Source organism: Bradyrhizobium jicamae, assembly GCF_018130215.1.
Classification (GTDB): domain Bacteria; phylum Pseudomonadota; class Alphaproteobacteria; order Rhizobiales; family Xanthobacteraceae; genus Bradyrhizobium; species Bradyrhizobium jicamae_A.
Genome location: NZ_JAFCKQ010000024.1, coordinates 76,161 through 101,891 on the forward strand (window position 1 = coordinate 76,161; position 25,731 = coordinate 101,891).

General features: G+C 65.0%; 22 protein-coding genes. 10 read left to right on the plus strand and 12 right to left on the minus strand.

Going from position 1 to position 25,731, the window contains the following annotated elements; all coding sequences use genetic code 11:
• Window positions 1-6: 6 nt before the first annotated feature.
• Entirely contained in the window at window positions 7-564 is a 558-nt protein-coding gene (locus tag JQ586_RS23960) for a GbsR/MarR family transcriptional regulator (RefSeq protein WP_212397071.1), read from the minus strand.
• A gap of 180 nt (window positions 565-744) precedes the next feature.
• Between JQ586_RS23960 and JQ586_RS23965 the strand changes: the two genes are divergently transcribed.
• Window positions 745-1,557: a class I SAM-dependent methyltransferase gene (locus JQ586_RS23965; protein ID WP_212397072.1), complete on the plus strand. Its 813-nt coding sequence runs from the start codon at window positions 745-747 to the stop codon at window positions 1,555-1,557.
• A 6-nt stretch (window positions 1,558-1,563) separates the two neighbouring features.
• Here the strand turns inward: JQ586_RS23965 and JQ586_RS23970 are convergent, their stop codons facing one another.
• The 4 genes from JQ586_RS23970 to JQ586_RS23985 all read right to left on the minus strand — a co-directional run bounded on the left by JQ586_RS23970 (window position 1,564) and on the right by JQ586_RS23985 (window position 5,255).
• Window positions 1,564-1,863: an acylphosphatase gene (locus JQ586_RS23970; RefSeq protein WP_212397073.1), complete on the minus strand. Its 300-nt coding sequence runs from the start codon at window positions 1,861-1,863 to the stop codon at window positions 1,564-1,566.
• Entirely contained in the window at window positions 1,860-2,726 is an 867-nt protein-coding gene (locus JQ586_RS23975) for an oxaloacetate decarboxylase (RefSeq protein ID WP_212397074.1), read from the minus strand. The genes JQ586_RS23970 and JQ586_RS23975 overlap by 4 nt, the downstream gene beginning before the upstream one ends.
• A 110-nt stretch (window positions 2,727-2,836) precedes the next feature.
• Window positions 2,837-4,852, minus strand: a complete 2,016-nt coding sequence (locus JQ586_RS23980; protein ID WP_212397075.1) for an acetyl/propionyl/methylcrotonyl-CoA carboxylase subunit alpha — start codon at window positions 4,850-4,852, stop codon at window positions 2,837-2,839.
• A 196-nt stretch (window positions 4,853-5,048) separates the two neighbouring features.
• On the minus strand, window positions 5,049-5,255 hold the full coding sequence (locus JQ586_RS23985) for a hypothetical protein (protein ID WP_212397076.1): 207 nt from the start codon (window positions 5,253-5,255) through the stop codon (window positions 5,049-5,051).
• 259 nt (window positions 5,256-5,514) lie between these two features.
• On the opposite strand from JQ586_RS23985, the gene JQ586_RS23990 reads away from it, so the two are divergent.
• Both JQ586_RS23990 and JQ586_RS23995 read left to right on the plus strand, forming a co-directional pair.
• Entirely contained in the window at window positions 5,515-6,279 is a 765-nt protein-coding gene (locus tag JQ586_RS23990; RefSeq protein WP_212397077.1) for a thermonuclease family protein, read from the plus strand.
• Between the two features lie 75 nt (window positions 6,280-6,354).
• A complete protein-coding gene (locus JQ586_RS23995; RefSeq protein ID WP_212397078.1) occupies window positions 6,355-8,823 on the plus strand; it encodes a PAS domain-containing protein in 2,469 nt (822 codons plus the stop codon).
• Between the two features lie 65 nt (window positions 8,824-8,888).
• Here JQ586_RS23995 and JQ586_RS24000 read toward each other — a convergent pair whose 3' ends face one another.
• The 3 genes from JQ586_RS24000 to JQ586_RS24010 all read right to left on the minus strand — a co-directional run bounded on the left by JQ586_RS24000 (window position 8,889) and on the right by JQ586_RS24010 (window position 12,734).
• Window positions 8,889-9,185, minus strand: a complete 297-nt coding sequence (locus JQ586_RS24000; RefSeq protein ID WP_212397079.1) for a septal ring lytic transglycosylase RlpA family protein — start codon at window positions 9,183-9,185, stop codon at window positions 8,889-8,891.
• Window positions 9,186-9,378: 193 nt separating this feature from the next.
• The gene (locus tag JQ586_RS24005; protein WP_249148029.1) at window positions 9,379-12,012 is read right to left on the minus strand and encodes an EAL domain-containing protein; all 2,634 of its coding nucleotides are present in this window, start codon (window positions 12,010-12,012) and stop codon (window positions 9,379-9,381) included.
• Between the two features lie 200 nt (window positions 12,013-12,212).
• Window positions 12,213-12,734 (minus strand): hypothetical protein, encoded by a 522-nt coding sequence (locus JQ586_RS24010; RefSeq protein WP_212397081.1) that lies wholly within the window; start codon window positions 12,732-12,734, stop codon window positions 12,213-12,215.
• Between the two features lie 242 nt (window positions 12,735-12,976).
• Between JQ586_RS24010 and JQ586_RS24015 the strand changes: the two genes are divergently transcribed.
• The 4 genes from JQ586_RS24015 (at window position 12,977) to JQ586_RS24030 (ending at window position 18,201) form a co-directional block, all read left to right on the plus strand.
• The gene (locus JQ586_RS24015) at window positions 12,977-13,204 is read left to right on the plus strand and encodes a hypothetical protein (RefSeq protein WP_212397082.1); all 228 of its coding nucleotides are present in this window, start codon (window positions 12,977-12,979) and stop codon (window positions 13,202-13,204) included.
• Between the two features lie 74 nt (window positions 13,205-13,278).
• The gene (locus tag JQ586_RS24020) at window positions 13,279-13,647 is read left to right on the plus strand and encodes a hypothetical protein (RefSeq protein WP_212397083.1); all 369 of its coding nucleotides are present in this window, start codon (window positions 13,279-13,281) and stop codon (window positions 13,645-13,647) included.
• Between the two features lie 113 nt (window positions 13,648-13,760).
• Entirely contained in the window at window positions 13,761-14,984 is a 1,224-nt protein-coding gene (locus JQ586_RS24025; protein ID WP_212397084.1) for an efflux RND transporter periplasmic adaptor subunit, read from the plus strand.
• Window positions 14,977-18,201 (plus strand): efflux RND transporter permease subunit, encoded by a 3,225-nt coding sequence (locus JQ586_RS24030; RefSeq protein WP_212397085.1) that lies wholly within the window; start codon window positions 14,977-14,979, stop codon window positions 18,199-18,201. Before JQ586_RS24025 ends, JQ586_RS24030 begins: the two co-directional genes overlap by 8 nt.
• A gap of 4 nt (window positions 18,202-18,205) precedes the next feature.
• On the opposite strand, the gene JQ586_RS24035 is transcribed toward JQ586_RS24030, so the two are convergent.
• Window positions 18,206-18,787, minus strand: a complete 582-nt coding sequence (locus JQ586_RS24035; RefSeq protein WP_212397086.1) for a hypothetical protein — start codon at window positions 18,785-18,787, stop codon at window positions 18,206-18,208.
• Between the two features lie 386 nt (window positions 18,788-19,173).
• On the opposite strand from JQ586_RS24035, the gene JQ586_RS24040 reads away from it, so the two are divergent.
• Window positions 19,174-19,833, plus strand: coding sequence for a peroxiredoxin (locus JQ586_RS24040; protein WP_212397087.1), 660 nt, complete (start codon window positions 19,174-19,176; stop codon window positions 19,831-19,833).
• A gap of 71 nt (window positions 19,834-19,904) precedes the next feature.
• On the opposite strand, the gene JQ586_RS24045 is transcribed toward JQ586_RS24040, so the two are convergent.
• On the minus strand, window positions 19,905-21,641 hold the full coding sequence (locus JQ586_RS24045; protein WP_212397088.1) for a methyl-accepting chemotaxis protein: 1,737 nt from the start codon (window positions 21,639-21,641) through the stop codon (window positions 19,905-19,907).
• Window positions 21,642-21,740: 99 nt separating this feature from the next.
• On the opposite strand from JQ586_RS24045, the gene JQ586_RS24050 reads away from it, so the two are divergent.
• Window positions 21,741-23,201, plus strand: a complete 1,461-nt coding sequence (locus JQ586_RS24050; RefSeq protein WP_212397089.1) for a deoxyribodipyrimidine photo-lyase — start codon at window positions 21,741-21,743, stop codon at window positions 23,199-23,201.
• Here the strand turns inward: JQ586_RS24050 and JQ586_RS24055 are convergent.
• Both JQ586_RS24055 and JQ586_RS24060 read right to left on the minus strand, forming a co-directional pair.
• The gene (locus tag JQ586_RS24055) at window positions 23,198-24,067 is read right to left on the minus strand and encodes a DMT family transporter (protein ID WP_212397090.1); all 870 of its coding nucleotides are present in this window, start codon (window positions 24,065-24,067) and stop codon (window positions 23,198-23,200) included. The genes JQ586_RS24050 and JQ586_RS24055 overlap by 4 nt on opposite strands.
• A gap of 9 nt (window positions 24,068-24,076) precedes the next feature.
• Window positions 24,077-24,271, minus strand: coding sequence for a hypothetical protein (locus tag JQ586_RS24060; protein ID WP_212397091.1), 195 nt, complete (start codon window positions 24,269-24,271; stop codon window positions 24,077-24,079).
• Window positions 24,272-24,849: 578 nt separating this feature from the next.
• Between JQ586_RS24060 and JQ586_RS24065 the strand changes: the two genes are divergently transcribed.
• On the plus strand, window positions 24,850-25,677 hold the full coding sequence (locus JQ586_RS24065; protein ID WP_212397092.1) for a YkgJ family cysteine cluster protein: 828 nt from the start codon (window positions 24,850-24,852) through the stop codon (window positions 25,675-25,677).
• Window positions 25,678-25,731: the final 54 nt, after the last annotated feature.

The following is a 25,731-nucleotide window of genomic DNA, read 5'->3' on the forward strand; positions in this document are numbered from 1 at the left end:
CTGCCCCTATTTGGCTCGGCCTGTAGGCAGGAAACTCACGATCTTCTCGCCGAGCTTGATCAGCGCGACCAGGCGCGGCCGCGGCACGTTCAGCATCTGCACGTACCAGCGGTCGACCAGTTCGGTGAACGCGAGCATCTCCTTCAGCCGCTTGCTCGCGACCGCACTGATGCTCGGATCATCGGCAGCGTCGGTGACGCAGGCGCGCAGCGCCGCGACCGCGGGATCGATCTCGCGCTCCTTGCGGCCGGCGGCGATCTTGGCCGCCACCTCCCAGATGTCGGTCTCGGCCTCGAAATGATCGCGGCGGTCGCCGAGGATCGGCACGCGCCGGATCAATCCCCAGGACAGCAATTCCTTGATCGAGTTGGAGACGTTGGAGCGCGCCATCCCGAGCGTGTCGGCGATGTCCTCGGCCGTCATCGGCGCTTCCGCCAGATAGAGCAGCCCGTGGATCTGGCTGACCGAGCGGTTCACGCCCCATTGGTCGCCCATGTCGCCCCAATGCAGGATGAAGCGCTCGACCACGGCGGGGAGTTTCTTCTTGGCGGTTATTTCTGTCATGACAGAAATATCAGATATTTCGGACTGGAAGTCAAGGACTGCTGCCGCACTTACGACAGCGGGGCTGCCGCGCGCTATTCGACGCATTGGCAGGGGTCGACCATCGGTTCATGCTTCGGGGACAGCCTTAGCCCGCGGCGGCCAGGATCGGCCACTCGCTCTTCGCAAAAGGAACGCATCATGACGGCGCCCTCCTCCGACAAGGTCTTCGCCGGATCGGTCCCGCAGCTTTACGACCGCCTCATGGTGCCGATGATCTTTGCGCCCTATGCCAGCGACCTCGCGCTGCGCATCAAGGGCCATCGGCCGCGCGACCTGCTGGAGATCGCGGCCGGCACCGGGGCCGTCACGACGGTGCTGGCCACCGAATTGCCCGAGACGCACATCACTGCGACCGATCTCAACGAGCCGATGCTGGCGCAGGCCAAGACCCATCTCGCGGGCAAGACGAACATCTCGTGGCAGCAGGCTGACGCACTATCGCTGCCCTTTGGTAATGCAAGGTTCGACGCGGTCGCCTGCCAGTTCGGCGCGATGTTCTTCCCCGACCGCGTCAAAGGTTATGTCGAGGCACGGCGCGTGCTCAGGCCCGGCGGGCGCTTCCTTTTCAACGTCTGGGATAAAATCGAGGAGAACGATTTCGCCGACGTCATGCAGCAGACGATGCACCTGGTGTTTCCCGGCGATCCGCCGCAATTCATGGCGCGGACGCCGCATGGCTATCACGATCCGGTCCGTATCCGCGACGACCTGACGGCCGCGGGCTTTCGCGACATTGACATCGAGACGGTCACTCACCGAAGTCCCGCGGCCTCGGCGCAGGACGCCGCCATCGCCTACTGCCAGGGCACGCCGATGCGCGGTGAGATCGAGGCGCGGGGTGAGCCGGGTCTCGAAGTCGCAACCCACCGCGTGGTAGAAGCGTTGGCGCGCCGCTTCGGCAACGGTCCTATCGATGGGAAGATTCAGGCTCTCGTGATCTCGGCGGCATAGGTCGCGTCAGACCGTCGGCAGAAATGCGAAGCGGTCGCCTGCCCCGCGCAGGCTCAACATGTCGGACGTACCAGCGTCCACCTGCACATTGTCGACGCGTGCCGATGACGGTCCGCGCCGGCAGGCGACGATCATCCCGGATACGGTATCTTCCGGTCCTGAAAACACCGCCTCGACGCTGCCGTCGCGGCGATTGCGGACCCAGCCTTCGAGGCCGAGCGACGTCGCCTGCGCCTCGACCCAGGCACGATAGCCGACGCCCTGCACGCGGCCGCTGATCATGACGTGGCGGATGACCTCGCTCACGTCTTGATGCCCAGCAACTCCGCGGTGCGCGCCTTGGTCTCTGCCTCGCGCATCACACAACTGGTGAGCTCGGAGGATGCGATCCCCTTGAGGCTCTTCGGCGAGGCACCCTCGCGCAACGCCTTCAGTGTCTCATAGACGGCCTGGGTCGCGGCCGCGAACGGCGCATGGCCCTGCAGCGCCACCCTGACGCGCTGACTTGCCAGGTAGTCCGGCGCAGTCATCTCCTCCGGCGCGCCGCCGAGCACGATCGGCAGTTTCGTTGCGGCCGAGAGGGCCTCCAGCTCGCCGCGCGACTTGATCCCGGTGAAGAACAGCCCGTCGACGCCGACCGCCTCATAGGCCCGGGCTCGCGCGACCGCATCGTCGAGACCCGAGATCGAGACGGCCCCAGTACGTCCCAGGATCACGAGCGAGGGATCACCGCGGCCATCGAGCGCGGCCTTCATCTTGCCGACGCCCTCCTCGAGCGGGATCAATTGCGTCTTCGCCTGGCCGAACGCCTGCGGCAGCAGCGTGTCCTCGATCGTCAGCCCCGCTGCGCCTGCAGCCTCGAGCTCTTGTACGGTACGACGGACGTTGAGCGCGTTGCCGTAACCATGGTCGGCATCGACAAGGAAAGGGAGCGCCGAGGCGCGCGACATCCGGCGCACCTGCTCGGCAAGCTCGGTCAGCGTGATCAGTGCGATGTCGGGATCGCCAAGCACCGCGAGCGACGCCACCGAGCCGCCGAACATGCCGAGCTCGAAGCCGAGATCCTCCGCGATCCGTATCGAGGTCGCATCGTAGACAGAGCCCGGGCGGATGCAGGTCGATCCGGACAGGATCGCCCGCAATGTTTCGCGACGTTTGCGGTAAGCCATGGTGCTACTCCATCCGCGTCATTGCGAGGAGCAAAGCGGCGAAGCCGTCCATTCTTCCTTCCAGGCGGCAAGATGGATTGCTTCGCTCCGCTCGCAATGACGAAGCTTTTTTACGCGAACTCCAGGATCAGCGCATCGACCGCGAGCGTGGCGCCGGCGGCGGCGTGGATCTTCTTCACGGTGCCGTCGCGCTCGGCGCGCAGCACGTTCTGCATCTTCATGGCTTCGATCACGGCCAGCGTCTCGCCGGCCTTGACCTCCTGACCTTCGGTCACCGCGATCGAAACCACGAGGCCGGGCATCGGGCACAGCAGCTTCTTGCCGGTGTCGGCCGCCGAGACCACCGGCATCAGCCGGGCCGAAGCCGCCTCGGTCTCGGTGAAGACGTAGACCGGAACCTCGAAACCCTGATGCGCGAGGCGGAAGCCATTGTTGATCGCGCGCACCTGCAACGCGACGAAGTTGCCGTCGATCGTACCCTGCCAGACCGCCTCGCCCGGCGCCCAGCTCGAGACCAGATTGTGCGGATTGCCCGGCAGGCCGTCGGCGCCGATGAAGCGCACCGCGATGGCGTCGGCCTCGCGCGCGACGTCGAGCGCGATCTCCTCGCGATCGAGCCACACCGCGCGGCGGCGCTCGCGCTGCACGACGCGGCCACCCATCTGGCCGGAAATCTGTCGCTTGCGCTCGCCCAGCACGTGATCAATGGCGGCGCCGACCGCCGCCAGCCGCCGTGCGATCTCGCCCTCCGGGGGACGCGCGGAAAATCCCTTCGGGAATTCCTCCGCAATGAAGCCGGTCGAGAGCCGTCCCTCGCGCCAGCGCGGATGGTTCATCAGAGCCGACAGGAACGGAATGTTGTGCCTGATGCCATCGACATAGAACGCGTCGAGCGCGGTGGCCTGCGCCTCGATCGCCGAGGCGCGCGACGGCCCGTGGGTGACGAGCTTGGCGATCATCGGATCATAGTAGATCGAGATCTCGCCACCCTCCTGCACGCCGGTGTCGTTGCGGATTGTAATGCCGTCATGGTTGGCTTCGGCGGGCGGCCGATACTTCACCAGGCGCCCGATCGACGGCAGGAAGTTGCGGAACGGATCCTCGGCATAGACGCGCGATTCGACCGCCCATCCGGTCAGGGTCACGTCCTTCTGCGTGATCGACAGCTTCTCGCCGGCTGCAACGCGGATCATCTGCTCCACGAGATCGACGCCGGTGATCAACTCGGTCACGGGGTGCTCGACCTGCAGGCGGGTGTTCATCTCGAGGAAGTAAAAGCTCTTGTCCTGGCCGGCGACGAATTCCACCGTGCCGGCCGAATCGTAGTGCACCGCCTTGGCGAGCGCGACCGCCTGCTCGCCCATCTTGCGGCGGGTCTGCTCGTCGAGCAGCGGCGACGGCGCCTCCTCGATGACCTTCTGGTTGCGGCGCTGGATCGAGCATTCGCGCTCGCCGAGATAGATCACATTGCCATGCTTGTCGCCGAGCACCTGGATCTCGATGTGGCGGGGATCGACGATGAACTTCTCGACGAAGACACGGTCGTCGCCGAACGAGGATTTGGCCTCGGCCTTGGCGAGGTTGAAGCCCTCGGCGACCTCCGCCTTCGAATGCGCAATCCGCATGCCCTTGCCGCCGCCGCCGGCGGAGGCCTTGATCATGACGGGATAGCCGATCTCCTCGGCGATCTGCACGGCGTGCTTGTCGTCCTCGATGACGCCGAGATGGCCCGGTACCGTCGAGACCTTGGCCTTGGCCGCGGCCTTCTTGGATTCGATCTTGTCGCCCATCGCCGCGATGGCGCCGGGGTTCGGGCCGATGAACACGATGCCGGCCGCCTCCAGCGCGCGCGGAAACGCCTCGCGCTCGGACAGGAAGCCGTAGCCGGGATGAACGGCCTCGGCGCCGGTCTTGCGGCAGGCCTCGACGATCCTGTCGATCAGAAGATAGCTCTCGGCCGCGGCCGGCGGGCCGATCAGCACGGCCTCGTCGGCCATCTCGACATGGAGCGCGTCGCGGTCCGCCTCGGAATAGACGGCGACCGTCTCAATCCCCATACGGCGCGCGGTCTTGATGACCCGACAGGCGATTTCGCCGCGGTTGGCGATCAGGATTCGTTTGAACATGCTCTTCTTGCTTGGGCTTTTGGGCTTGGATTGTTCGACTTGATTGTTCGACTTGATCGTTCGACTTGGCAGGATCCTCCCCGCCCAATCTCGCACGGGCGATTGGGCGTCACCCAACCGTGGTACAGCAAAACGCTGCGGAGGCAACGGTCTAATAGCACTCCAGCCCGACTTCCGGCGGTAGCCGGAGGGGATTTCAGCCCGAATAGGATTTGAAGCGGCCGCGCGCATAGGCGTGCGAGACCGCCTTCATCAGCTCGCTGACCTCATTCTCCAGGAATTCATTGGCCACGATCAACGCGCGGATGGTCGAACGCATGTCCCCGCCACAGGCTGCGATGGCCTGATCGACGGCGGCTTCCAGCCCGTCATCGTCGCCGGATTCGGGTTGGGCTGAAGTCATCGCGTATCCAGGATCAGTTGATCCCGTATGTTCCTATTTTGTTCTCTGCAAGTCAATCCGTCGTTTGACGGAGTACCGTCCCTCGGGACGCCGGTTTTCCTGCTCCAGCGCGAAGCCTTCGGCGGCCTCGACGACTGCATCGATGATGAGGGGTGTCCGCTCCGATGTCCGCAAATGGCCTCACGAATCAAGGCTTGGTTGGAGCGCAGTAGCCTGTGCTAGAAGGTCGTCTGCCCGCCAAGGACCTCAAGTGAAAAAGATGCGGTTTCGAAATCCGGTCGTCACGACGCTCCTCCTGACATGCCTGTTCGCGTTTCCCGGCCACGCTGCGACCGCGGTCGTCAAGGACGGCAGCACGATCCAGCTTGGCAGTGTGACCTATCGCCTCGACGGCATCGATGCGCCAGCAGTCGACCAGCCCTGCCTCGACGAGCACGCCGATCCCTGGAGCTGCGGTGTCGAGGCTCGCGACCAGTTGGCCAGGCTGATCGCCGGAAAGCAGATCCACTGCGACGACATCGGCGCTGATCCCACCTTCAAGAGGCGCCGCCTCGGCGTCTGCAAGATCGAGGGTGACCCCACCAGCCTGAGCGAAGTGCTCATCCGCCAAGGCTACGCGCTGAATGTCGAGACGTCGGCCACCGGGCGCTTCAAGCCGGATGAAGCCGCAGCCAAGGATGATCGCCAGGGTCTCTGGAAAGGCTGCTTCGTCGCGCCACACGATTTTCGTGTCGGCAGAAAGGACGGCCCGCTGCTCGGCAACGCCTGCCCGCCCGACCGCGACCAGCAGATCCGCGACGCACTGTTTCCGGGCGACCTCGCGATGCCCGCAAGCTGCAACATCAAGGGCAAATACGCCGTGCGCGCGCGCGTCACCGGCAATATCGGCATCTATCATTTGCAGGCCTGCCGCAGCTATCCGGGCCTGACCAATCCGGATCGCTGGTTCTGCTCCGAGGAGGATGCGCAGGCCGCCGGGTTCCGCAGGGCATATAACTGCCGTCCCCCGGCCAAGGGCAAGTGATCACAACGAAATCATCGCTGGCAAAGCCGCCTCATCCTGTGTGAGACTGTGGCCGCTTGAGGCTGCCCGGCGCGAATGACAACTCCCGATTCCTCAGATGTGCTCCCCGAAGCTGCGGCCGCGGAACGGCTGCGGCAGCACCTTGAGGAGATCGCGCACGAACGCGACCGCGCCCATCGTGCGCTGCAGGAACGCGAGGCCGAGCTGGCGCGGATCCAGCGCATCGCGCGGATCGGCGGGCTCGAGATCGACTTCCGCGACGGCGTCAGGAATCGTCGCTCCCCTGAATATCTCCTGGTTCACGGGCTGCCGCCCGAGGAGGCCAACGAGACCTACGAGAACTGGGTCGCGCGCATTCATCCCGAGGATCGCGAGCGGACAGTCAAGCACCTGTTCGGCGTGCTCAAGGGCGGCAGCGAGGATTACACCGCCGAATACCGGATCATCCGCCCGAATGACGGCGAGAGCCGCTGGATCCGCGTCGTCGCCAAGATCGAACGCGACCGCGGCGGCCGTGCGCTGCGCCTGGTCGGCGCCGATCTCGACGTCACCGACCAGATGCTGGCGCAGGAGACGCTGCGCGAGAGCGAGGAGCGTTTCCGACTGATCGCCGACAGCGCGCCGGTACCGATCTGGGTAACCAAGCTCGACCGCACGCGCTCCTTCGCCAACCAGGCCTATCTCGACTTCCTCGGCCTTCCCTTCGAGGAAGCCATCGTCTTCGACTGGCGCAAGGCGCTGCACCCGGACGATCTGCCGCGCATGCTGCAGCAGCAGATCACCGGCGAGCTCTCGCTCAAGCCGTTCGTGCTCGAGGCGCGCTACAGGAATGCGGCAGGCGATTGGCGCTGGCTGCGCTCGGAGTCGCAGCCGCGCTGGGACCCGAACGGCAAGCACATCGGCTTCATCGGCGTTGCCCACGACGTCACCGCGGCCAAGGAGGCCGAAATCGAGCTGCGCAAGCTCAACGAGTCGCTGGAGCGGCGCATCTCCGAGCGGACCGCGCAGCTGGAGTCAAACGAAGCGCAGATGCGCGCGATCTTCGAGACCAGCCATCAATACCAGGGGCTGCTCAGTCAGAATGGCGAGCTGCTCTATGCCAACAGGACCGCGCTGGCCGGCATTCGCGCCGACGCAGCCGACGTCATCGGCAAGCCGTTCTGGGATACGCCGTGGTTCAGCGCGAGCGAGGGCGTTGCGCAAGTCGTCCGAAGCGCCTTTGCCACCGCGATGCTTGGCGAGGACGTCAAGACCGAGATGCTCTTGCGGCTGCCGATCGGCGATCGCTACTTCGATTTCGAGATGCGGCCGCTGCACGACCAGCACGGCACCATCATCGGCGCCGTGCCCGAGGCGGTCGATATCACCGAGCGGCGCCGCGGCGAGGAAGCCCTGCGGCAGTCGCAGAAGATGGAGGCGGTCGGACAGCTCACCGGCGGCGTCGCGCACGATTTCAACAACCTGCTGACCATCATCCGCTCCGCGACCGATTTCCTGCGCCGCCGCGAACTGCCGGACGAGCGCCGGCGCCGCTACATCGACGCGATCTCCGAAACCGTGGAGCGCGCCTCCAAGCTGACGGCGCAGCTTCTGGCCTTCGCGCGCCGACAGCCGCTCAAGCCCGAAGTTTTCAACGTCGGCGCGCAGGTCGACAGCGTCGCACAGCTGATCCGGCCGCTGGTCGGCGGGCGGATCCATATCGAGGTCAGGATCGACGATCCCGATTGCTACGCGATCGCCGACATCGGGCAGTTCGAGACCGCGCTGATCAACCTCGCCGTCAATGGCCGTGACGCGATGAACGGCGAAGGCCAGTTGACGATCGGTGTCCGGAAGGTGGCCAACATCCCTGCGTTGCGCGCGCAGTCTGCGCGCAGCGGCGACTTCGTCGCGATCTCGATCCGGGATACCGGTGCCGGCATCTCGCCGGAGAATCTCGACGCGATCTTCGAGCCGTTCTTCACCACCAAGGAGGTCGGCAAGGGAACCGGACTTGGCCTGAGCCAGGCCTTCGGCTTCGTCAAGCAGTCCGACGGCGACATCGAGGTCACCAGCGTGCTCGGGCGCGGCGCGAGTTTCACCATCTATTTGCCGCAGGCCGCACCGCCTGCCGACCGGAAGGCCGGCGCGATCATCGGCAGCGAGCAAGCCTCGATCGGTCGAGGCTATCGCGTGCTCGTCGTGGAAGACAATGACGACGTCGGCCGCTTCTCGACCGAGCTGCTCGAGGACCTCGGCTATTCGGTCAAGCGCGCCGCCGATGCCAATGCAGCGCTCGCTATTCTCTCCGAGAACGAGTTCTCCGCCGACCTCGTGTTCTCAGACGTGATCATGCCCGGCATGAACGGGGTCGAGCTCGCCGGAATCATCCGCGACCGCTTTCCCGGCCTGCCCGTGGTGCTGACCAGCGGCTACAGCAACGTGCTCGCCGAGAGCGCCCATAGCGGCTTCGAACTGATCCAGAAGCCCTACTCGGTTGAGGCGTTGTCGCGCACGCTGCGCAAGGCGATCATCGAGCAACGGACGACCGCCTCGAAACCGTGAATCCGTAGACGCCGGGAGCGTTTTGGACTCCGGTTCGCGTCAAGAAAACGTATCAAAAACGGAATCTACTCGATCAGCACATGCGCGACGCCGAGCTGAATGATGCCGAGTGCGCGCGCTGCCGCGGTGGAGACGTCGATAATCCGTCCACGAATGAACGGGCCACGGTCGTTGACGCGACACTGGATGGATCGCCCTCGGTAGGACACCGTGATCATGCTGCCGAATGGCCTGGTGCGATGTGCACAGGTCATCTCGCCGCTTCTGCCGATGCCACGATAATAGGACGCAAGGCCGCTCTGAGCGTTTGCCGTGCAAGAGGCAAACAGCAGCACGGCCGCGCACGCTATTGCGGTTTTCATGAATCGCCTGCTGGTCGAGCCCCCGCAATGGAACTCGGTTCCAGCAATACGGTTCCCGCAGACGTCCTATGCAATAGCGACGGCTACAGGGTTTCCGGGCGAAGCGGATACCGGTTCGCGCCAAGAAAACGCGTCAAAACAGCGATCTGGCGCTCCGATCCGATTCCTTCGGGGCGGAAATAGCTCTGGCGGATCAGGCAGCGTTCTCGACCCCGTCGGCGGCCAGCAAGGTGCGCAGATCCCGCGCGGGAACCGGCCGACTGAACAGATAGCCCTGCATCTGCGTGCAACCGAGCATCTGTACCGTATCGCGCTGCTGGTCGGTCTCGACGCCTTCGGCGGTCGTGATCATGTTGCGGTCGGCTGCGATCGAGACCACCGCGCGGATGATCGAGGCCGAGCTGGTGTTACGGGTGACTTCCTTGACGAAGCTGCGGTCGATCTTGATCTTGTCGAACGGGAAGCGTTGCAGATATTGCAGCGACGAGTAGCCCGTTCCGAAATCGTCGAGCGCGATGTGGACGCCGAGCGCACGCAACTGGCCGAGCATCACCAGCGCTGCATCGTCGTCGGCAATCAGCACCGCCTCGGTGATCTCGAGCTCGAGCCGGCGCGGATCGAGCCCGCTCTCGGCGAGCGCGCCGGCGACCTTCAGCGCCAGGGTTTCCGACTTGAACTGGACCGGCGAGACGTTGACCGCGAGGCGCACATGCGCCGGCCAGGCCGCCGCCTCGATGCAGGCGGTGCGCAGAACCCACAGCCCGATGTCCTCGATCAGGCCGGTCTCCTCGGCCACCGGCACGAACTCCGCCGGCGAAATCATGCCGCGCACCGGATGCCGCCAGCGCAGCAGCGCCTCGCAGCCGGTCACCTCGTCGCTGCGCAGGTCGACCAGCGGCTGGTAATGCAGCTCGAAGGCGTTCTCGGCGAGCGCGGTCCGCAGATCCGCCTCCAGCTCGCGGCGCAGATTGGCATGCCGCTCCATTGCGGGATCGAAGAAGCGATGGGTCCTGCGGCCGGCCGCCTTGGCGGCATACATGGCAAGGTCGGCGCATTTGAGCAGGCCGAACAGATCGGAGGCGTGGCGCGGTGCAACCGCGATCCCGATGCTCGCATCGCTCGACAGGCGATGGCCATGGCAGTCGAACGGCGCGCGCAACGCCTGATAGATCCGCGCCACGAGGTCGCCGACGTTGTCGTCCGACGTGATGTCGTGCTGGACGATGGCGAACTCGTCGCCACCGAGACGCGCGATGAAGTCGTTCGGTCCGGCCGACTGACGGAGCTTCTCGGCAACCTGCCTCAGGAATTCGTCGCCGATCTGATGGCCCAGCGTGTCGTTGATCCGCTTGAACTCGTCGACATCGATATAGTGAATTGCGAACTCGCGCTGGGCGGTCGCCAGCAGCAGCTCTTCCGCATGACGCTGGAACAGCGTGCGGTTCGGCAGATTGGTCAAGGCATCATAATGCGCAAGATGCTCGATCTGCGCCTGCACGCGCCGCCCCTCGGTCACGTCTTCGAGCGTGGTCGCCCAGCCGCCATCGGGCGAGCGCTTGTAGATCAGGTGGATGTTGCGGCCGTCGGGCGTCGTGATCACGGTGTCCTGCACGTCGTCACCGTGACGATTGGTGAACCGCGCGCAATACTCGTCGACATCGCCGACGAAGGAGCCGGTCGCCTGCCGGTGCAGGATCAGGTCGCGCAGGTGGCATCCCGGCTTCGCCACCTCGGGCGAAATGCCGAACATGTCGATGTATTGCTGGTTGCAGATCACCAGTCGCGCGGAGGCATCGAACAGCAGCAGCCCCTGCGTCATGTTGTTGATGGCGGTGTCGAGGTGCTGGCTCTTCTCGGACAGGCGGCGCTGCGCCGCATCGTGCTGGCGCTGCAGCTGGCGCACGATCAGGAAGATCGTGACGATGACGATCAGCACGGCGAGAACCGCGGCGAAGAACTGCAGCTTGGTCTGGGCGCGCCAGTCCTCCAACGCACTGGACGTCCTCGTCGTCGCAACAATCAGGATCGGGAAGTGCGACAGCGACCGGACGGCACCGACCTTGTCCTCTCCCGATGCGGTGAGGAAACGGCCCGACGTGTTGCCGCCGAGCGCCAGCACTTTCCGGAATAGCGGCTGATCGACGATGTTGCGGCCTACGATGCCGGCATCCTGCGGATATCGGGCGAGGATGGTGCCGTCGCGATGAATCATCGAGATCGTGGTGTCGCCATCCAGCGCCAGCGACGCCACGAAGTCCTCGAAATGGCTCGGCTCGACACCGCGGCTGGCAAAACCGATGATCTCGCCATTGCGCCCCGTGATCTTGCGCGCGAAGATCGTGGTCCAGTTGCCGGTCACCCTGCTCATCGCGGGCTCGACGATCACCTGCGACGTGGACCGCCCGGAGGTGAACTCCTGGAAATAGCGCCGGTCGAAGATGTTGACATCGGGCACCGGCCACATCTCGGACGAGTTGATCAGCCATCCCTTGGCATTGAACAGATTGAGGCCACCGACGTGCGGCAAGGTCGCCAGGCGGGTGCGCAGCATCTCGTGCACACTCAGCAGCGACATGGCCTTCTCGAACTGATCGGCGGTCTCGATCCGGCCATCCTGCAGGTAGTTCACGACATCATCGTGGACACGCTGGAGATCACCGAGTTGCTGGTCGAAATGCCGCGACAGCAGCAGCGCCGTGTTGTCGAGCTCGCGTTCGGACACCTCCAGTGCGCGCTCGCGATACTGCAAGGCGAGATAGCCGGTGCCGAGCGCGATCGCCAGCACCAGCAGCGCAGCACTGAGCACGAGCCACTGGATGGCTCCCATCCGTGCGGCGCGTAGCACACCGTCTAGCGACGGCCACCGGTGATCCGGCATTTTGCCGTTCGTTGAACGAATTGACATTTTCCTGCCCTTGCGGGTGCCCTTCTAGGGCAAGACAACCCAAGGGTCGGTTAGGAAAACCAGTTATCGGACGGTTAAGCGCAATGCACAGGCCGGCGCGCAATCGGTCCGGCCCGATGCCGTCAGGAGGCCGCTGCTTTGGCGTCCTTCAGGCTGCACTCGATCAGCGCACCTTCGATGGTGAAGCGGGAAAACGGCGACAACGGCGTTTCGGCCTTGAGCGCCGCAAAGAATTGCGAGTCGCCCGGGCTCTTCAGGAAGAACCGGATATGGCTCGCCGCCAGTGCGTCCCGCGACAGCCAGACCACGCCGGAAAACAGCGCCACCAGCACCTGGGCGTAGTCACCGGCAGCGGCAAGGCCGAGGTCATAGATCGGGGAGACATTGACGAAGCGGGCGCTCAGCGCCGGCGTCGGATATTTGCTCATCAGCATGCGCCGGACCTGGCAGAGCGCGTGGACGCGCGCGGCGTCGGCCAGGTAGTAGAGGCCCTGGCTGTCGCCCTCCTTGGAGGTGAGCGCATCGATGACGGCGTTGCCGCCAAAGGTGGCAAATTCCTCGCCGACGCCTTCAGCGTCCTTCTTCCATTGTGCCTTGATGTTACGCCAGGACCGCTCGGGATCCTTGAGTGGCAAAAGCCGCATGGTGAACCGGCGGTTAGCGCGAGGCAGTGATCGCAGTGATATTATGTCGCAGCTCTTAAACGTTTGCTTACGGCGGTAGCCCGGTCCGATGATGCCTCATCGCCCCTCCGCGTTGGCACAGCGAACCGATTTATCGCGCCTTCGCTGCATGGCATCCGCACTGCTCGCATGACGCGAGATGGATGTTCCGATCCGGCCGTGGTCAGATGACAACGTGGTTAGGACGAAGGACCCGCCGTTCGATGGATGCACTCACGCTGTTTGGATTGTTCGCCGTCACCATGATGCTCGTGTGCTATGCGGCCGAAGATCGCAGCCCGTGGTTCATCCTGGCATTTTCGGCCGCATGCGCACTCGGCTCGGTCTACGGATTCCTGCAAGGCGCATGGCCGTTCGGCCTGGTCGAAGCGATCTGGGCCGTGATCGCCGCGCGCCGATGGCTCGCACGGCGCGGCGCGACGAGCGTATAACGTTATAGTATTCGCAGCGATGTCGTCGCGACCGCGCGCTTGAATGCGCATCGTCGCGGCGCTAATGAAGCCGCATGGACGCTTCGCCCGCCGCTCGTCGATCTTCCTCGCGCAAATCCGGATCGCGCCGTTGGCGCGGCCTGCTCGCGGGATTGATTTCACTGGCGCTGGTGTTGTCGTTCTTCCATGGCTGGACATCCGACGGCGACGACGATGCCGCACCCACCGTCTCCATCGCGCAGTCGATCGGCGACACGGGCGGCAAGGCTCCGGCCCATCCGGCGACACTGCACGGCGATCACTGCCTGACGCACGTCGCTTACCCGGTTCCGCAGGACACCGCATTCCCGATCGCGTATGCGCTCCACACCTATGGTGAAGTCAGCAAGCAGCTGCCTGCATCTGCCGACCGTCTCTCTCCGTTCAAGCCGCCCCGCGCCTGATCCGGGCGGCATGACCGTTCGCGTCGCGCTGTCGCGAGGCAGCGGACGCATTTCCGCACATATCGATGTTGCGACAGCGCAAGGCCTTCGCCGCGCGTTGTGGAGAGGCGCAGATGAAACGAATTGCTGTGTTTTTTGCTGGCGTTGCCGCCGGCGCCGGTTTGATCGTGCTTGTGGCCCGATGGATCGGCTGGCCGGTGTCATTCCCGGTCACGGTACAGCAGACTGCAACGCCGAGTGTCGCAAAGGCCGACGCCAAACACCCGGCCCCCGGACACATCGAACTGAGCGAGGATCAGCTTCGGGAAGCCGGCATCACGCTCGCGCAAGCCGGCGGCGGCATGCTGAAACGCCACTTCCTCGCGCCGGGATCGCTGATCCCCGACGCCGATCACATCGGCCGCGTCTCGGTCCGCGTGCTGGCGACGGTAACGGAGCTGCGCAAGCGCCTCGGCGACAGCGTCGAGAAGGGTGAGATCGTCGCGGCCATCGAAAGCCGCGAGGTGGCCGACGCCAAGAGCGAATACCTCGCCGCACGGCTGACCAACGACCTGCAACAGACGCTCTACGCGAGACAGATGACCCTGGTCGAGAGCCGCGCCGTCTCGGAGAACGAATTCCTGCGCACGCGGCTGAGTGCGAACGACGCCCAGATCAAGCTCGACGGCGCGCGGCAGAAGCTATTTGCGCTGGGCTTGTCGGAGGGCGAGATCGCCGACCTGCCGAACCAGCCCCCGGAGAGCCTGCGTACCCAGTTCCTGCGCTCACCGATCGCGGGCCGCGTCTCCGAACGGCGTGTCGATCTCGGCGGATTGATCGGCCGCGAGGGCCAGGAGAGCGAGCTGTTCGTCATCGTCAACCTCGACGACATCTGGGTCGATCTCGCGGTGTCTCCCGAAGACATCGGCGCCGTCCACGAAGGCGTCACGGTCAGGATTCGCGCGGTCGGAACCGAGAACGAGGCCAGCGCCAACGTCATTTTCGTCAGTCCCCTGCTCGACCGCGAAACGCGTAACGCGCGGGTGATCGCGACCCTGCCCAACATGGATCACCGCTGGAAACCCGGCACCTTCGTCACCGCGGAAGTCCCGCTTGGCGGGGCGCCGTCGACCGTGATCGTTCCCAAGAAGGCGCTGCAAACCATCAAGGGCGCACCGACCGTGTTCGTCCGCGATGCGGACGGCTTTGAAGCGAGGTCCGTGCGCACCGGCCGCGAGGACGACGACGATATCGAGATCCTGGCCGGCCTCGCCGGCGGCGAGACCATCGCGCTCGACAACACGTTCACGCTGAAGGCCGAACTCGAGAAGGATGACGCGGAGCACGACCATGATTGAGCGCATCATCGTCCTTGCGATCCAGCACCGCTGGGTCGTCGCGACGCTGGCCGTAGTGCTGATGCTGCTCGGCGGCATCGCATTGACGAAATTGCCGATCGACGCGGTGCCCGACATCACCAACAAGCAGGTCCAGATCAACACTGCGGCGCCGGCACTGTCGCCGGCGGAAATCGAGAAGCAGATCACCTTCCCGATCGAGACGGCACTTGCGGGCGCGCCCGGGCTGGAAAGCACGCGGTCGCTGTCGCGCAACGGCTTCTCGCAGATCACCGCCGTGTTCAGCGAGGCGACCGATATCTACTTCGCCCGCCAGCAGGTCGGCGAGCGCCTGACCGAGGTGCGCGCGCGCCTGCCCCAGGGCATCGAGCCGCAGATCGGCCCGACCTCGACCGGCCTTGGCGAGATCTACATGTGGACCGTTCACTTCTCCGGCCGCCTCGCACAGGGTGACGGCGCGCCGGGGCTGCAAACCGATGGCCGCTTCCTCACGACCGACGGCCAGATCCTGCAAAGCGAGGTCGAGAAGAACGCCTATCTGCGCACGGTGCAGGACTGGATCATCAAACCGCAGATCAAGATGGTGTCAGGCGTCGCCGGCGTCGATTCGATCGGCGGCTTCCTCAAGCAGTATCAGGTGCAGCCCGACGCCGCGAAGCTGATCGCGCTCGGCCTCACCTTTGCCGACGTCGCGAAAGCGATCGAAGCCAACAATGTCAGCCGTGGCGCACGCTATATCGAGCGCAACGGCGAAGGCTTTGTGGTGCGGTCTGGCGGCCGGCTCGAGAACATCGAGGAACTCGGCGCGGTGGTCGTCACCACCAGAGGCGGCGTTCCGGTCCGCATCAGCGACATCGCAACCGTCTCGATCGGCGGCGAGACCCGCACCGGCAGCGCCAGCGAGAACGGCCGCGAAATCGTGGTCGGCACCGCACTGATGCTGATCGGCGCCAACAGCCGGACGGTTTCGGCCGCGGTCGATGCAAAGCTCCGCGCCATCGCACCGACGCTGCCGCCAGGCGTCGAGGTCGAGACCGTGCTGGACCGCACCCAGCTCGTCGACGCGACGATCGGCACGGTGGCACGCAATCTCACCGAGGGCGCATTGCTCGTGATCGCGGTGTTGTTCACGCTGCTCGGTAACCTTCGCGCCGCGCTGATCACGGCGCTGGTGATCCCGATCGCGATGCTGATGACGGCGATCGGCATGTGGCAAGGGCGCATCAGCGCCAATCTGATGAGCCTCGGCGCGCTGGATTTCGGCCTGATCGTCGACGGCGCCGTGATCATCACCGAGAACAGCCTGCGGCACCTTGCCGGGAAGCAGCAGGCGCTCGGTCGCGCCCTCTCACGCGACGAGCGGCTGGCGACGGTGCGCGCCTCCGCGGTGGAAATGGTGCATCCGAGCCTCTACGGCCAGGCCATCATCCTCCTGGTCTACGTGCCGTTGCTCACCTTCACCGGCGTCGAGGGCAAGATGTTCGAGCCGATGGCACTGACCGTGATCCTCGCGCTCGCCGCGGCCTTCGTGCTGTCCCTGACGCTGGTGCCCGCGCTGATCGCGATCGCGATCACCGGCCGGGTGCAGGAGAAGGAAAATCGCCTCGTTGCGGATCTCAAGCGCTGGTACCAGCCGCTGCTGCGGCGCGCGGTGGCAACGCCGGCGCCCGTGATCGCGGTTGCGGTCGTGCTGTTCGCCGCTGCGCTGTTCGGATTCTCCCGCCTTGGCCAGGAGTTCATTCCCTCGCTCGACGAGAAGAACATTGCCATGCATGCGTTGCGGATCCCGAGCACCGCGCTGTCGCAGTCGCAGGCGATGCAGCTGTCGGTCGAGAAGACCGTCAGCCGCTTTCCGCAGGTCGCGTTCGTCTTCTCCAAGACCGGCACGGCGGAGGTGGCGAGCGATCCGATGCCGCCGAACGCCTCCGACACCTTCATCATCCTGAAGCCGCACGAAGCCTGGCCCGATCCGTCGATGACGAAGGAGCGGCTGATCGAGGAGATTTCGGCCGCAGTCGGACGGCTGCCGGGCAATGTCTACGAGTTCACCCAACCGATCCAGATGCGCTTCAACGAGTTGCTCGCCGGCGTTCGCGGCGACATCGCGGTCAAGGTGTTCGGCGACGAGTTCGAGCCGATGTTGAAGGCCGCCAATGAGATTGCGGCAGCGCTGCGTACCGTGCGCGGAGCTACCGACGTCAAGGTCGAACAGGCCGGCGGCCTGCCCGTGCTCGAGATCAGGGTCGACAAGGCGGCGATCGCGCGCAGGGGTCTCAGCGTTTCAGCCGTCCATGACGTCATCGGTGCCGCAGTCGGCGGCCAGGACGCCGGGGTCGTCTATGAAGGCGATCGCAGCTTCGACATCGTGGTGCGACTGCCGGAAAGCGTGCGCTCCGATCTGGAGGCGCTGAGCAATCTGCCGGTCGCGCTGCCGCAGGCCGCGCCGAATGCACCGGTGCAGAGCCTGCCGCTCAACCGTCTCGCGCAGTTCTCCTTCACCGAAGGACCGAACCAGATCAGCCGCGAGAACGGCAAGCGCCGCATCGTGGTTACCGCCAACGTCCGCGGCCGCGACCTCGGCTCGGTGGTCGAGGACGCCCAGGCCAGGGTGACGCAATCGGTGAAGCTGCCGCCGGGATGCTGGATCACATGGGGCGGCCAGTCCGAGAATCTCGCGGCGGCGCGCCAGCGGCTCGCGATCGTGGTGCCGGCCTGCTTTTCGATGATCTTGCTGCTGCTGTTGGCCGCGACGGGATCGGCGCGCGACGCGCTGCTGGTATTCAGCGCGGTACCTCTGGCGCTGACCGGCGGCGTCGCCGCGCTGTCGCTGCGCGGCATGCCGTTCTCGATCCCGGCCGCGGTCGGCTTCATCGCGCTGTCGGGTATCGCGGTGCTCAACGGGCTCGTGATGCTGAGCTCCATCCGCCAGCTGCGCGACCGGGGCGTGCCGATGCGGATAGCGATCGAGCAAGGCGCCCTCACCCGCTTCCGGCCCGTCGTGATGACCGCGCTGGTGGCCTCGCTGGGCTTCGTGCCGATGGCATTCGCCACCGGCACCGGTGCCGAGGTGCAGAAACCGCTCGCCACCGTCGTGATCGGCGGACTGATCAGCGCGACGCTGCTGACGCTCGCCGTGCTGCCCGCGCTGTACGCGCGGTATGTTCGAGCGGGCCACGTTGCGCGCGACGAGAGCGCGGCCCCGCAGCCCGCAGAATGATCGCTTACATCATCCCGATGTCGAACACGTTGGGCAGCTGCGCCGCGAGCGGCAGCGCGGTGGCGCCGACCAGCGTCGCAACCATTGCCGCCAGCGCGCGACCCGAGCGGCGCTTGCCGCGCATCTGGCTCGCGATCCACTCCAGCACCTTGCTGTCCATCTTGGTCGCCTGCGCCGGCGCCCAGTCCTCGAGATCGGTATCGGGCGACAGCGCCACGTCGCGCGGCGGAACCGGCAGGCCGGACTCCGAGGCCGCATGATGGGCAACCGCCTTGGCCAGCAGATCGTCGAACCGGCCCTCATCGCTGCGCTCGGCAGCGGCCTCGTTGATCTCGAACAGTGCCTCGACCTCGGCCCGGCTGACCGGCTGATGCGCCACCGCGGCCGCCATCAGGATCCGCGCGCACCAGGCGGCGTCATCGGCGTCGAGCGAGCGGGAGAAATGGATGCGGCCCCTTGTGGTCGGGCCTTCGCCGGTGATGACGCCGTCGCGCACGATGGTCAGCGCATGGGCGGCGGTCTTGCGGCAGGATGGTTGCAACGCACCGCTGAGAGCCTCAGCGGTCTTGGTACTTGGGGTAGACATAGTGGGGACTTTCAATTCCTATCTTAGGCCAGCTTTTCCATGCGGGCGTAAACGAGTGGTTACCGATTCGGAACTTGCGTTCCGAGATTTTTAGATGGTTGCTATTTAGTCGATGGGAACCCTGTCATGGTTCGGTCGTATAGCAGCCGGGCCGGCGTGATGGCGGTGATAAACGGCATTATCTGGGCATTTCCAGGCTTTTACCGTCGCATCCGATATTTCGTCGCAGGATCAAGGATCAAAACAAGTTGCGCGGAATTCCTTCCTCAAAGAGAATGATTTCGCCTTTTTTCTTAACCCTGTTCCCTTGCGCCTTGCCGCCTCCTATACTGAGGCGGACGCTAGACGCAAATTACTCAACAATTTCAACAACATGAGGTAGGATTATGCCCCTCCCGATCGGCGCGACCGCTCCCGACTTCGAAGCCCAGACCACCGAGGGAAAGATCAAGTTCCACGACTGGATCGGAAGCAGCTGGGCCCTGCTGTTCTCGCATCCCAAGGACTTCACCCCGGTCTGCACCACCGAGCTCGGCGCCCTGGCCAAGCTGAAGCCCGAATTCGACAAGCGTGGGGTCAAGCTCATGGGCCTGTCGGTCGATCCGGTCGACCGCCACGCCAAATGGTCCGATGACATCAAGGAAACCCAGGGCGCGGCGCCGAACTACCCGATGATCGGCGACACCGACTTCAACGTCTCGATGCTCTACGAGATGCTGCCGGCGTCGACCTCCGGTGATCCCCTCACCCGCACGCCGGCCGACAACCAGACGGTCCGCAACGTGTTCGTGATCGGCCCCGACAAGAAGATCAAGCTGGTGATGGTCTATCCGATGACCACGGGCCGGAACTTCCAGGAGATCCTGCGCTCGATCGACTCGCTGCAGATGACCGCCAAGCATCGCGTCGCCACCCCCGCCGACTGGAAGCAGGGCGAGGACGTGATCATCGCGGGCTCGGTCAGCGACGACGAGGCCAAGACCATCTACCCGCAGGGCTGGAAGGCACCGAAGCCGTACATTCGCATCGTGCCGCAGCCGAAATAGCACCGACCCGCAATCAACGGTCCGGCGGTCGACAACGCCGCCGGACTTTCGCGCCCCGTCGGGGCGCAACGTTACGCTGCGCGTACGCCGTCGAGGAATTTCCCGACCTCCGCTTTCAGATGCAGGCTCTCGCTCGATAGCGCCTGGGCCGACTCGAATATCCGGCTCGAGGCCTCGCCGGTTTCGGTCGCGCCCTGGGCCGCGTTGCGCACATTGGCGGCGACCTCGGAGGTTCCGCTCGCCGCAGCGCGGACGCTCTGGGCGATGTTGGCCGTTGCACCGCGCTGCTGCTCGACCGCGGCCGAGATCGAGGTCGCGATATCGCTGATCCGCTCGATGGTGCCGCCGATCGCCTTGATCGCGCCCACCGATTCCTCCGTCGCCGTCTGCATCTGGGCGATCTGGCTGGAAATCTCCTCGGTGGCCTTCGCGGTCTGGCCGGCCAGGGTCTTCACCTCCTGCGCCACGACCGCAAAACCGCGGCCGGCATCGCCGGCGCGCGCCGCCTCGATGGTGGCGTTGAGCGCCAGCAGGTTGGTCTGCTCGGCGATCGAGGTGATCAGCTTGACGACATCGCCGATCCGGGCGCCCGCCTCCGACAGTTCGGTGATCCGCGCGTCGGTCGCATTGGCCTGCCTCACCGCCTCGGCCGTAATCCCGTTGGACTCCTGCACGCGGCGGGTGATCTCGGCGATCGAGCTCGACAGTTCATCGGAAGCCGCAGCCGCGCTGCGCACGTGCTCGGATGCGAGTTCCGAGGCGCTTGCCGATTGCTGCGACAATCCGGCCGTGGTCCGCGCCGTCTCGGTCAACTGTCGCGCGACGCGCTCGAACTCGCTGGAGGAGTTCATCACGTGGTCGATGATGCCGCCGACACCGGCCTGGAATTCGTCGACGAAACTGCGGAGCTCGGCCTTGCGCTGCTCGGCTGCGGCCGCAGCGGCCGCGCTCTGCTCGTCACGCAGCCTGCGCCGCTCGAGCGAATTGCTCTTGAACACCGCCACCGTGCGCGCGATCTCGCCGATCTCGTCGACACGGTCGTCACAGGAGATCGCGACGTCGTTGTTGCCGTTGGCGATCGCCGTCAGGGATGCCGTGACCGAGGTCAGCGGCTTCGTCACCCGACGCACCAGCAGCATGGTCAGGAGCAACACCAGCAGCACGGCGACGCCGGCGGCGATCGCCATGTTGCGCAGCGCTTCCGTGAGCATGGCGTCAAGCTGCTCCATCGCGATGCCGACATAGAGCACCCCGATCACCTTCCCGGCCGGATCGACCACCGGGTAATAGGCCGTCATAAACGACTTGCCGAACAGATTGGCTGGTCCCCTGTAGGCCTCGCCGCGCCGCAACGCCGCCTGGCCGGGGTGGTCGGACGCAAGCTGGGTTCCGACGGCGCGGTCGCCGTTCTCCTTCCTGACGTTGGTGGAACGGCGCACGAACTGGCCGCTCGCATCGTCATAGACGAACAGCGTCGCATTGCCGCCGACATAGGAGACCGCCCGATCCACGATCGCATGGTCCTTGAACTCAGGCATCCGCGGCGCTTCGGCACGAACGACGACGCCATCCTTCAGCGTGATCCTGGCATCGGCAAAGCTCTCGCCGAACGCCAGCGCCAGCGTGCGGAGGTTGACCTCGACGTCGCGCCGCGCCCGGTCGGCGAATTCCAGCGACAACGACCAGTAGGCCGCCCCCACCACCAGCGCGGTGTTGACCGCGATCAGGAGAAAGGCGCTTACCACTGCCTTGGTGCCGAGCCGGAGCTGCAGCGAAGGCAGGTATTTCCCAATCGACTTTGCGGTCATGAAGAAAGCCCCGTAAAAACCTGATACATGGCTGGTTTTCTTTACGATGGCATTAACGGTATTCGGTTCGGGGTAACCCTTGCCGAAACGAAACGCTGAATGGCGCAGACTTCCCCCATCATCGTCTGGTTCCGCGATGACCTGCGGCTGTCGGATCATCCGGCGCTGCACGAGGCCGCAAGCAGCGGTGCTCGGGTCGTCTGCCTTTATGTGCTGGACGAGCAGAGCCGTGCCCTGAAGCCGCCAGCGGCGCGCCCCCTCGGGGGCGCGGCACGCTGGTGGCTGGCGCAATCGCTGCGCGCACTTGGCGACAGCCTCACCGCCATCGGCGGCACGCTGGTGCTGCGCAAGGGCGCGGCCGCCGACGTGGTTGCGGGACTGGCGCGCGAGGTCAACGCACGGGCCGTGTTCTGGAACGACATCGCGCAGGCGCCGCATCAGGCGGTTGCCGGCGATCTTGAAGCGGCCCTCGCAAGGGACGGCATTGCTTCGCAAATCTTCTCCGGCGATCTGCTCGTCGAACCCAGTGCGATCCGCAACAAGGAGAACCGGGGCCTGCGCGTGTTCACGCCGTTCTGGCGGCGCGTGCTGGGGCTTGGCGATCCGCCAAGGCCATTGCCGGCTCCGAAGAAGCTCAGTTCGATCGCGAGCATCCCGAGCGAATCCCTCGACGATTGGGATCTCGAGCCGACGCGGCCCGATTGGGCCGGCGGCCTGCGCGAGAGCTGGACTCCGGGAGAAGCCGCAGCGCAGGCGCGGTTGAAGACGTTTCTCGACGACATCGGCGGCTATGCCGACGACCGCGACCGTCCCGACCGCGACGGCACCTCGCGCCTCTCGCCACATGTCCGCTTCGGCGAGATAAGCCCGCGCCAGGTCTGGCACGCCGCGCACTTCGCCGCGGCCCAGCACCCGCGCCTTGCCGGCGACATCGACAAGTTCCTGAGCGAGCTCGGCTGGCGCGAATTCTGCCGTCATCTCCTGTTCGACGTCCCGGATATGGCCGAGCGGAACTTGCAGCAGCAGTTCGACGCCTTTCCCTGGAAGCGCGATGTCCGGGCGCTGAAGGCCTGGCAGCGCGGCCATACCGGCTACCCGATCGTCGATGCCGGCATGCGCGAACTCTGGCACTCCGGCGTGATGCACAACCGGGTGCGCATGGTCGTCGCGTCGTTCCTGGTCAAGCACCTCCTGATCGACTGGCGCGCCGGCGAGCAATGGTTCTGGGATACGCTTGTCGATGCCGACGCGGGGTCCAATCCCGCCAACTGGCAATGGGTGGCGGGCTCCGGTGCCGATGCCGCGCCCTATTTCCGGGTGTTCAATCCGATCCTGCAAGGCGAGAAGTTCGACCCCGACGGTGCCTATGTCAGGCGCTGGGTGCCGGAACTGGCCCGCCTGCCCGACGACCTGATCCATCAGCCCTGGACCGCGACGCCGATCGAGCTGGCCGGCGCCGGCATCGAGCTCGGCAAGACCTATCCGCAGCCGATCGTCGAGCACAAGCAGGGCCGCGAACGCGCGCTTGCGGCCTACGCGAAGATCCGCGGCAAGGATTAGCGCCGGTTGACCAGCAGCACCGCGGCCGCACAGGCTGCCATGCCCGCGATCGCCACACCGTCCAGTCGCTCGTTGAACAGCATATAGGCCATCAGCGCGGTCACCGCCGGCACCAGGTAGAACAGGCTCGCGACCGAGGTCGCGGCATGGTGGCGGATCAGCCAGTACAGCAGCGAAATCGAGCCGATCGACAGCGCGAACACCAGCCAGGCCAGCGCCAGCACGAACTCGCCGGTCCAGTGCACGACGTTGGTCTCGAACAGCCATGCGCCTGTCCCGAAGAAGATCGTCACCGCGATGTATTGCACGAGATTGCCGGCGCGCCAGTCGATCCGGTTGCAGTAGCGCCGCTGATAGAGCGTGCCGAGTGTGATGCTGATCAGCGAGACGCCGGAGGCGAGCCAGCCCCACCCCGCCTCGCCCGTCATCGGCCGATCGTGCAGGATCAGCACGACACCGACGAGGCCAAGCACCAGCCCACCCCATTGCAGCGGCGTGACACGCTCGCCAAGCCAGCGGTTGGCGATGGTCGAGGTCAGGATCGGTTGCAGGCCCGGGATCAGCGCCGAAAGCCCGGCGGGGATCGAATGCGCGATCGCTATCGCAGTTCCGCCGAGATAGAAGCCGTGCACCAGGATGCCGGCAACCGCGCTGTGCATCACGCCGATCCTGTCGGGCCATTTCGGCCGCGCGGCCGCAGCGATGACCGCCATCACCACGACCACGAACGCCATCCGGATCGCCAGATAGGTCAGCGGCTCGGCATTGTTGATGACGTATTTGGTGCCGATGAATCCCGTGCTCCACAGCACGACAAAGATCGCAGGCGCCAGACGAGCGGCACTTTCCTCGAGACTCTTGTTCATTTGGGGCTGTCATTGCCTGAAGACGGCGCGATGGGCAATCGCGATTTTCTGCGGACTTGCCGCGCCTTGTTCGGTTTCATCACCCGCGCAGGCGGTTGATCCAGTATTGCAGAGGCGGCTGTGCTTGAGCCGAGCGGCCGCGGCGTACTGGATCGCCCGGTCGAGCCGGGCGATGACAGCTGCGGTGAGGACGTAGCTCTGCATTCTCGCGACATGAATCGTCCGAGTCTTGCATCTCGTTTCACCCTCTTCTCTCGGAGGGCGCAGGGAAAGCCGGGTGCCGATCGCACCCATGGGCCCCGTGCAGTGTAGAAAGCACGGGGGTAGGACCACAGGTGTAACCGGGAACAACCCGGCTTTCCCTGCGCGATGGGTTACGGCTTATACGTGCTCTCCCCGGTGAGACTGGGCTTTTTTGTCACCGTCCATCGCAAAGATGCTTTCGCACGCTTCACGAGGAGACACCTGCCACTAGGGCGTCAGGCCTGCACGATTTCGCCGTCCGCTACATGCGCTCTCGTCAGTCACGCATGCAGCGTCCACCGCATCCCACCACAACGTTCGTGACGATCGCGAGCGCCCCTCGAGCGGGTGAGACGGGAACTCTATACACTGATTTGCCGTTACGATAAACCGAAATATTTTTCGTTTCGGGGCTTGCGCCGTCGGGCAAATCAATGATTTGCATTTCGCGTCGTCCGGCCGCGACGAGGTTGAAAACGGCGCCGTGACGATTATTGTCGCGGGCGTCGACGGCCGATACGCCGGCAAGAAGAGGAAAAATGGACCAAGTGACATTGGTCGTGGTTCGCGCGATCGAGAGTGGCGCAACGACGACGAAGAAGATTGTCGACGCGACAGGACTGTCCCGGCTCAAGGTCGAACGCGCGTTGGGCACGCTCGAGAAGCAGAATCTGGCGTTTCGCGAAAGCCAGGGATCATGGGCGCTCGGCGTCCCGGTCATGCCCACGGTCCGTCAGTGCGGCTCATGCACGCTCTGCTGCAAGGTGCTTGAAATCACCGACCTCAAGAAACCGGTGAACACCGCATGCAGCCACATCATGGCCGGCGGCGGATGCAACATTTACAGCGAGCGCCCGCGCCAGTGCCGGACCTTCAGCTGCGCCTGGCTCCAGGGCCATCTCGATGACGACTGGTTTCCCGCGACCTCGGGCATGGTGCCGCATTTCAGCCTCGATGCACTGAACATCCAGGTCGACCTCGATTGTCGCGACCGCTGGCGCGAAGAGCCGTATTTCAGCAAATTGTGCGAACTGTCGCTCAATGGCCTCCTGGCAAGCAGCAAGCGCAACTATGCCACGCTCGTGATCGTCGGCTCCGACAAGTATCTCCTGCTCGGGCGAACCATCGTGCCTGATCCGACGCTGTTCGGCACAGCGTTCGTGCCCAACGGGCGCGAAACCTTCCACTACTGGAAGGCCACATCGCTGGAGCATCTGCAGCGGTTGAACGAACGCGTCATGGAGATTCACCGCATCCAGCAGGAGTTCGGCCATTGCGCGATTCCTCTCGACGATGATCCTCGTCCGCCATACCGGCCTGCCCTGCTCGAACTGTCCAGGCAGCACGGCGGTGCGCCCACGCAATAGAGCCGGCGCACTACCCAAGGCGCGATCGAGAACAGGCCGGGTTGTCGTCGCGCT

Excerpts from the sequence above, each read along its gene's own strand:
- JQ586_RS24060 (WP_212397091.1), bottom strand. The coding sequence starts at position 24,271 with ATGCAGAGCTACGTCCTCACCGCAGCTGTCATCGCCCGGCTCGACCGG.
- JQ586_RS23975 (WP_212397074.1), bottom strand. The coding sequence starts at position 2,726 with ATGGCTTACCGCAAACGTCGCGAAACATTGCGGGCGATCCTGTCCGGA.
- JQ586_RS24000 (WP_212397079.1), bottom strand. The coding sequence starts at position 9,185 with ATGAAAACCGCAATAGCGTGCGCGGCCGTGCTGCTGTTTGCCTCTTGC.
- JQ586_RS23980 (WP_212397075.1), bottom strand. The coding sequence starts at position 4,852 with ATGTTCAAACGAATCCTGATCGCCAACCGCGGCGAAATCGCCTGTCGG.
- JQ586_RS23985 (WP_212397076.1), bottom strand. The coding sequence starts at position 5,255 with ATGACTTCAGCCCAACCCGAATCCGGCGACGATGACGGGCTGGAAGCC.
- JQ586_RS24030 (WP_212397085.1), top strand. The coding sequence starts at position 14,977 with ATGATTGAGCGCATCATCGTCCTTGCGATCCAGCACCGCTGGGTCGTC.
- JQ586_RS24065 (WP_212397092.1), top strand. The coding sequence starts at position 24,850 with ATGGACCAAGTGACATTGGTCGTGGTTCGCGCGATCGAGAGTGGCGCA.
- JQ586_RS24055 (WP_212397090.1), bottom strand. The coding sequence starts at position 24,067 with ATGAACAAGAGTCTCGAGGAAAGTGCCGCTCGTCTGGCGCCTGCGATC.
- JQ586_RS24050 (WP_212397089.1), top strand. The coding sequence starts at position 21,741 with ATGGCGCAGACTTCCCCCATCATCGTCTGGTTCCGCGATGACCTGCGG.
- JQ586_RS24025 (WP_212397084.1), top strand. The coding sequence starts at position 13,761 with ATGAAACGAATTGCTGTGTTTTTTGCTGGCGTTGCCGCCGGCGCCGGT.
- JQ586_RS24015 (WP_212397082.1), top strand. The coding sequence starts at position 12,977 with ATGGATGCACTCACGCTGTTTGGATTGTTCGCCGTCACCATGATGCTC.
- JQ586_RS24005 (WP_249148029.1), bottom strand. The coding sequence starts at position 12,012 with ATGGGAGCCATCCAGTGGCTCGTGCTCAGTGCTGCGCTGCTGGTGCTG.
- JQ586_RS23995 (WP_212397078.1), top strand. The coding sequence starts at position 6,355 with ATGACAACTCCCGATTCCTCAGATGTGCTCCCCGAAGCTGCGGCCGCG.
- JQ586_RS24035 (WP_212397086.1), bottom strand. The coding sequence starts at position 18,787 with ATGTCTACCCCAAGTACCAAGACCGCTGAGGCTCTCAGCGGTGCGTTG.
- JQ586_RS24045 (WP_212397088.1), bottom strand. The coding sequence starts at position 21,641 with ATGACCGCAAAGTCGATTGGGAAATACCTGCCTTCGCTGCAGCTCCGG.
- JQ586_RS23965 (WP_212397072.1), top strand. The coding sequence starts at position 745 with ATGACGGCGCCCTCCTCCGACAAGGTCTTCGCCGGATCGGTCCCGCAG.
- JQ586_RS23960 (WP_212397071.1), bottom strand. The coding sequence starts at position 564 with ATGACAGAAATAACCGCCAAGAAGAAACTCCCCGCCGTGGTCGAGCGC.
- JQ586_RS24020 (WP_212397083.1), top strand. The coding sequence starts at position 13,279 with ATGGACGCTTCGCCCGCCGCTCGTCGATCTTCCTCGCGCAAATCCGGA.
- JQ586_RS24010 (WP_212397081.1), bottom strand. The coding sequence starts at position 12,734 with ATGCGGCTTTTGCCACTCAAGGATCCCGAGCGGTCCTGGCGTAACATC.
- JQ586_RS23990 (WP_212397077.1), top strand. The coding sequence starts at position 5,515 with ATGCGGTTTCGAAATCCGGTCGTCACGACGCTCCTCCTGACATGCCTG.
- JQ586_RS24040 (WP_212397087.1), top strand. The coding sequence starts at position 19,174 with ATGCCCCTCCCGATCGGCGCGACCGCTCCCGACTTCGAAGCCCAGACC.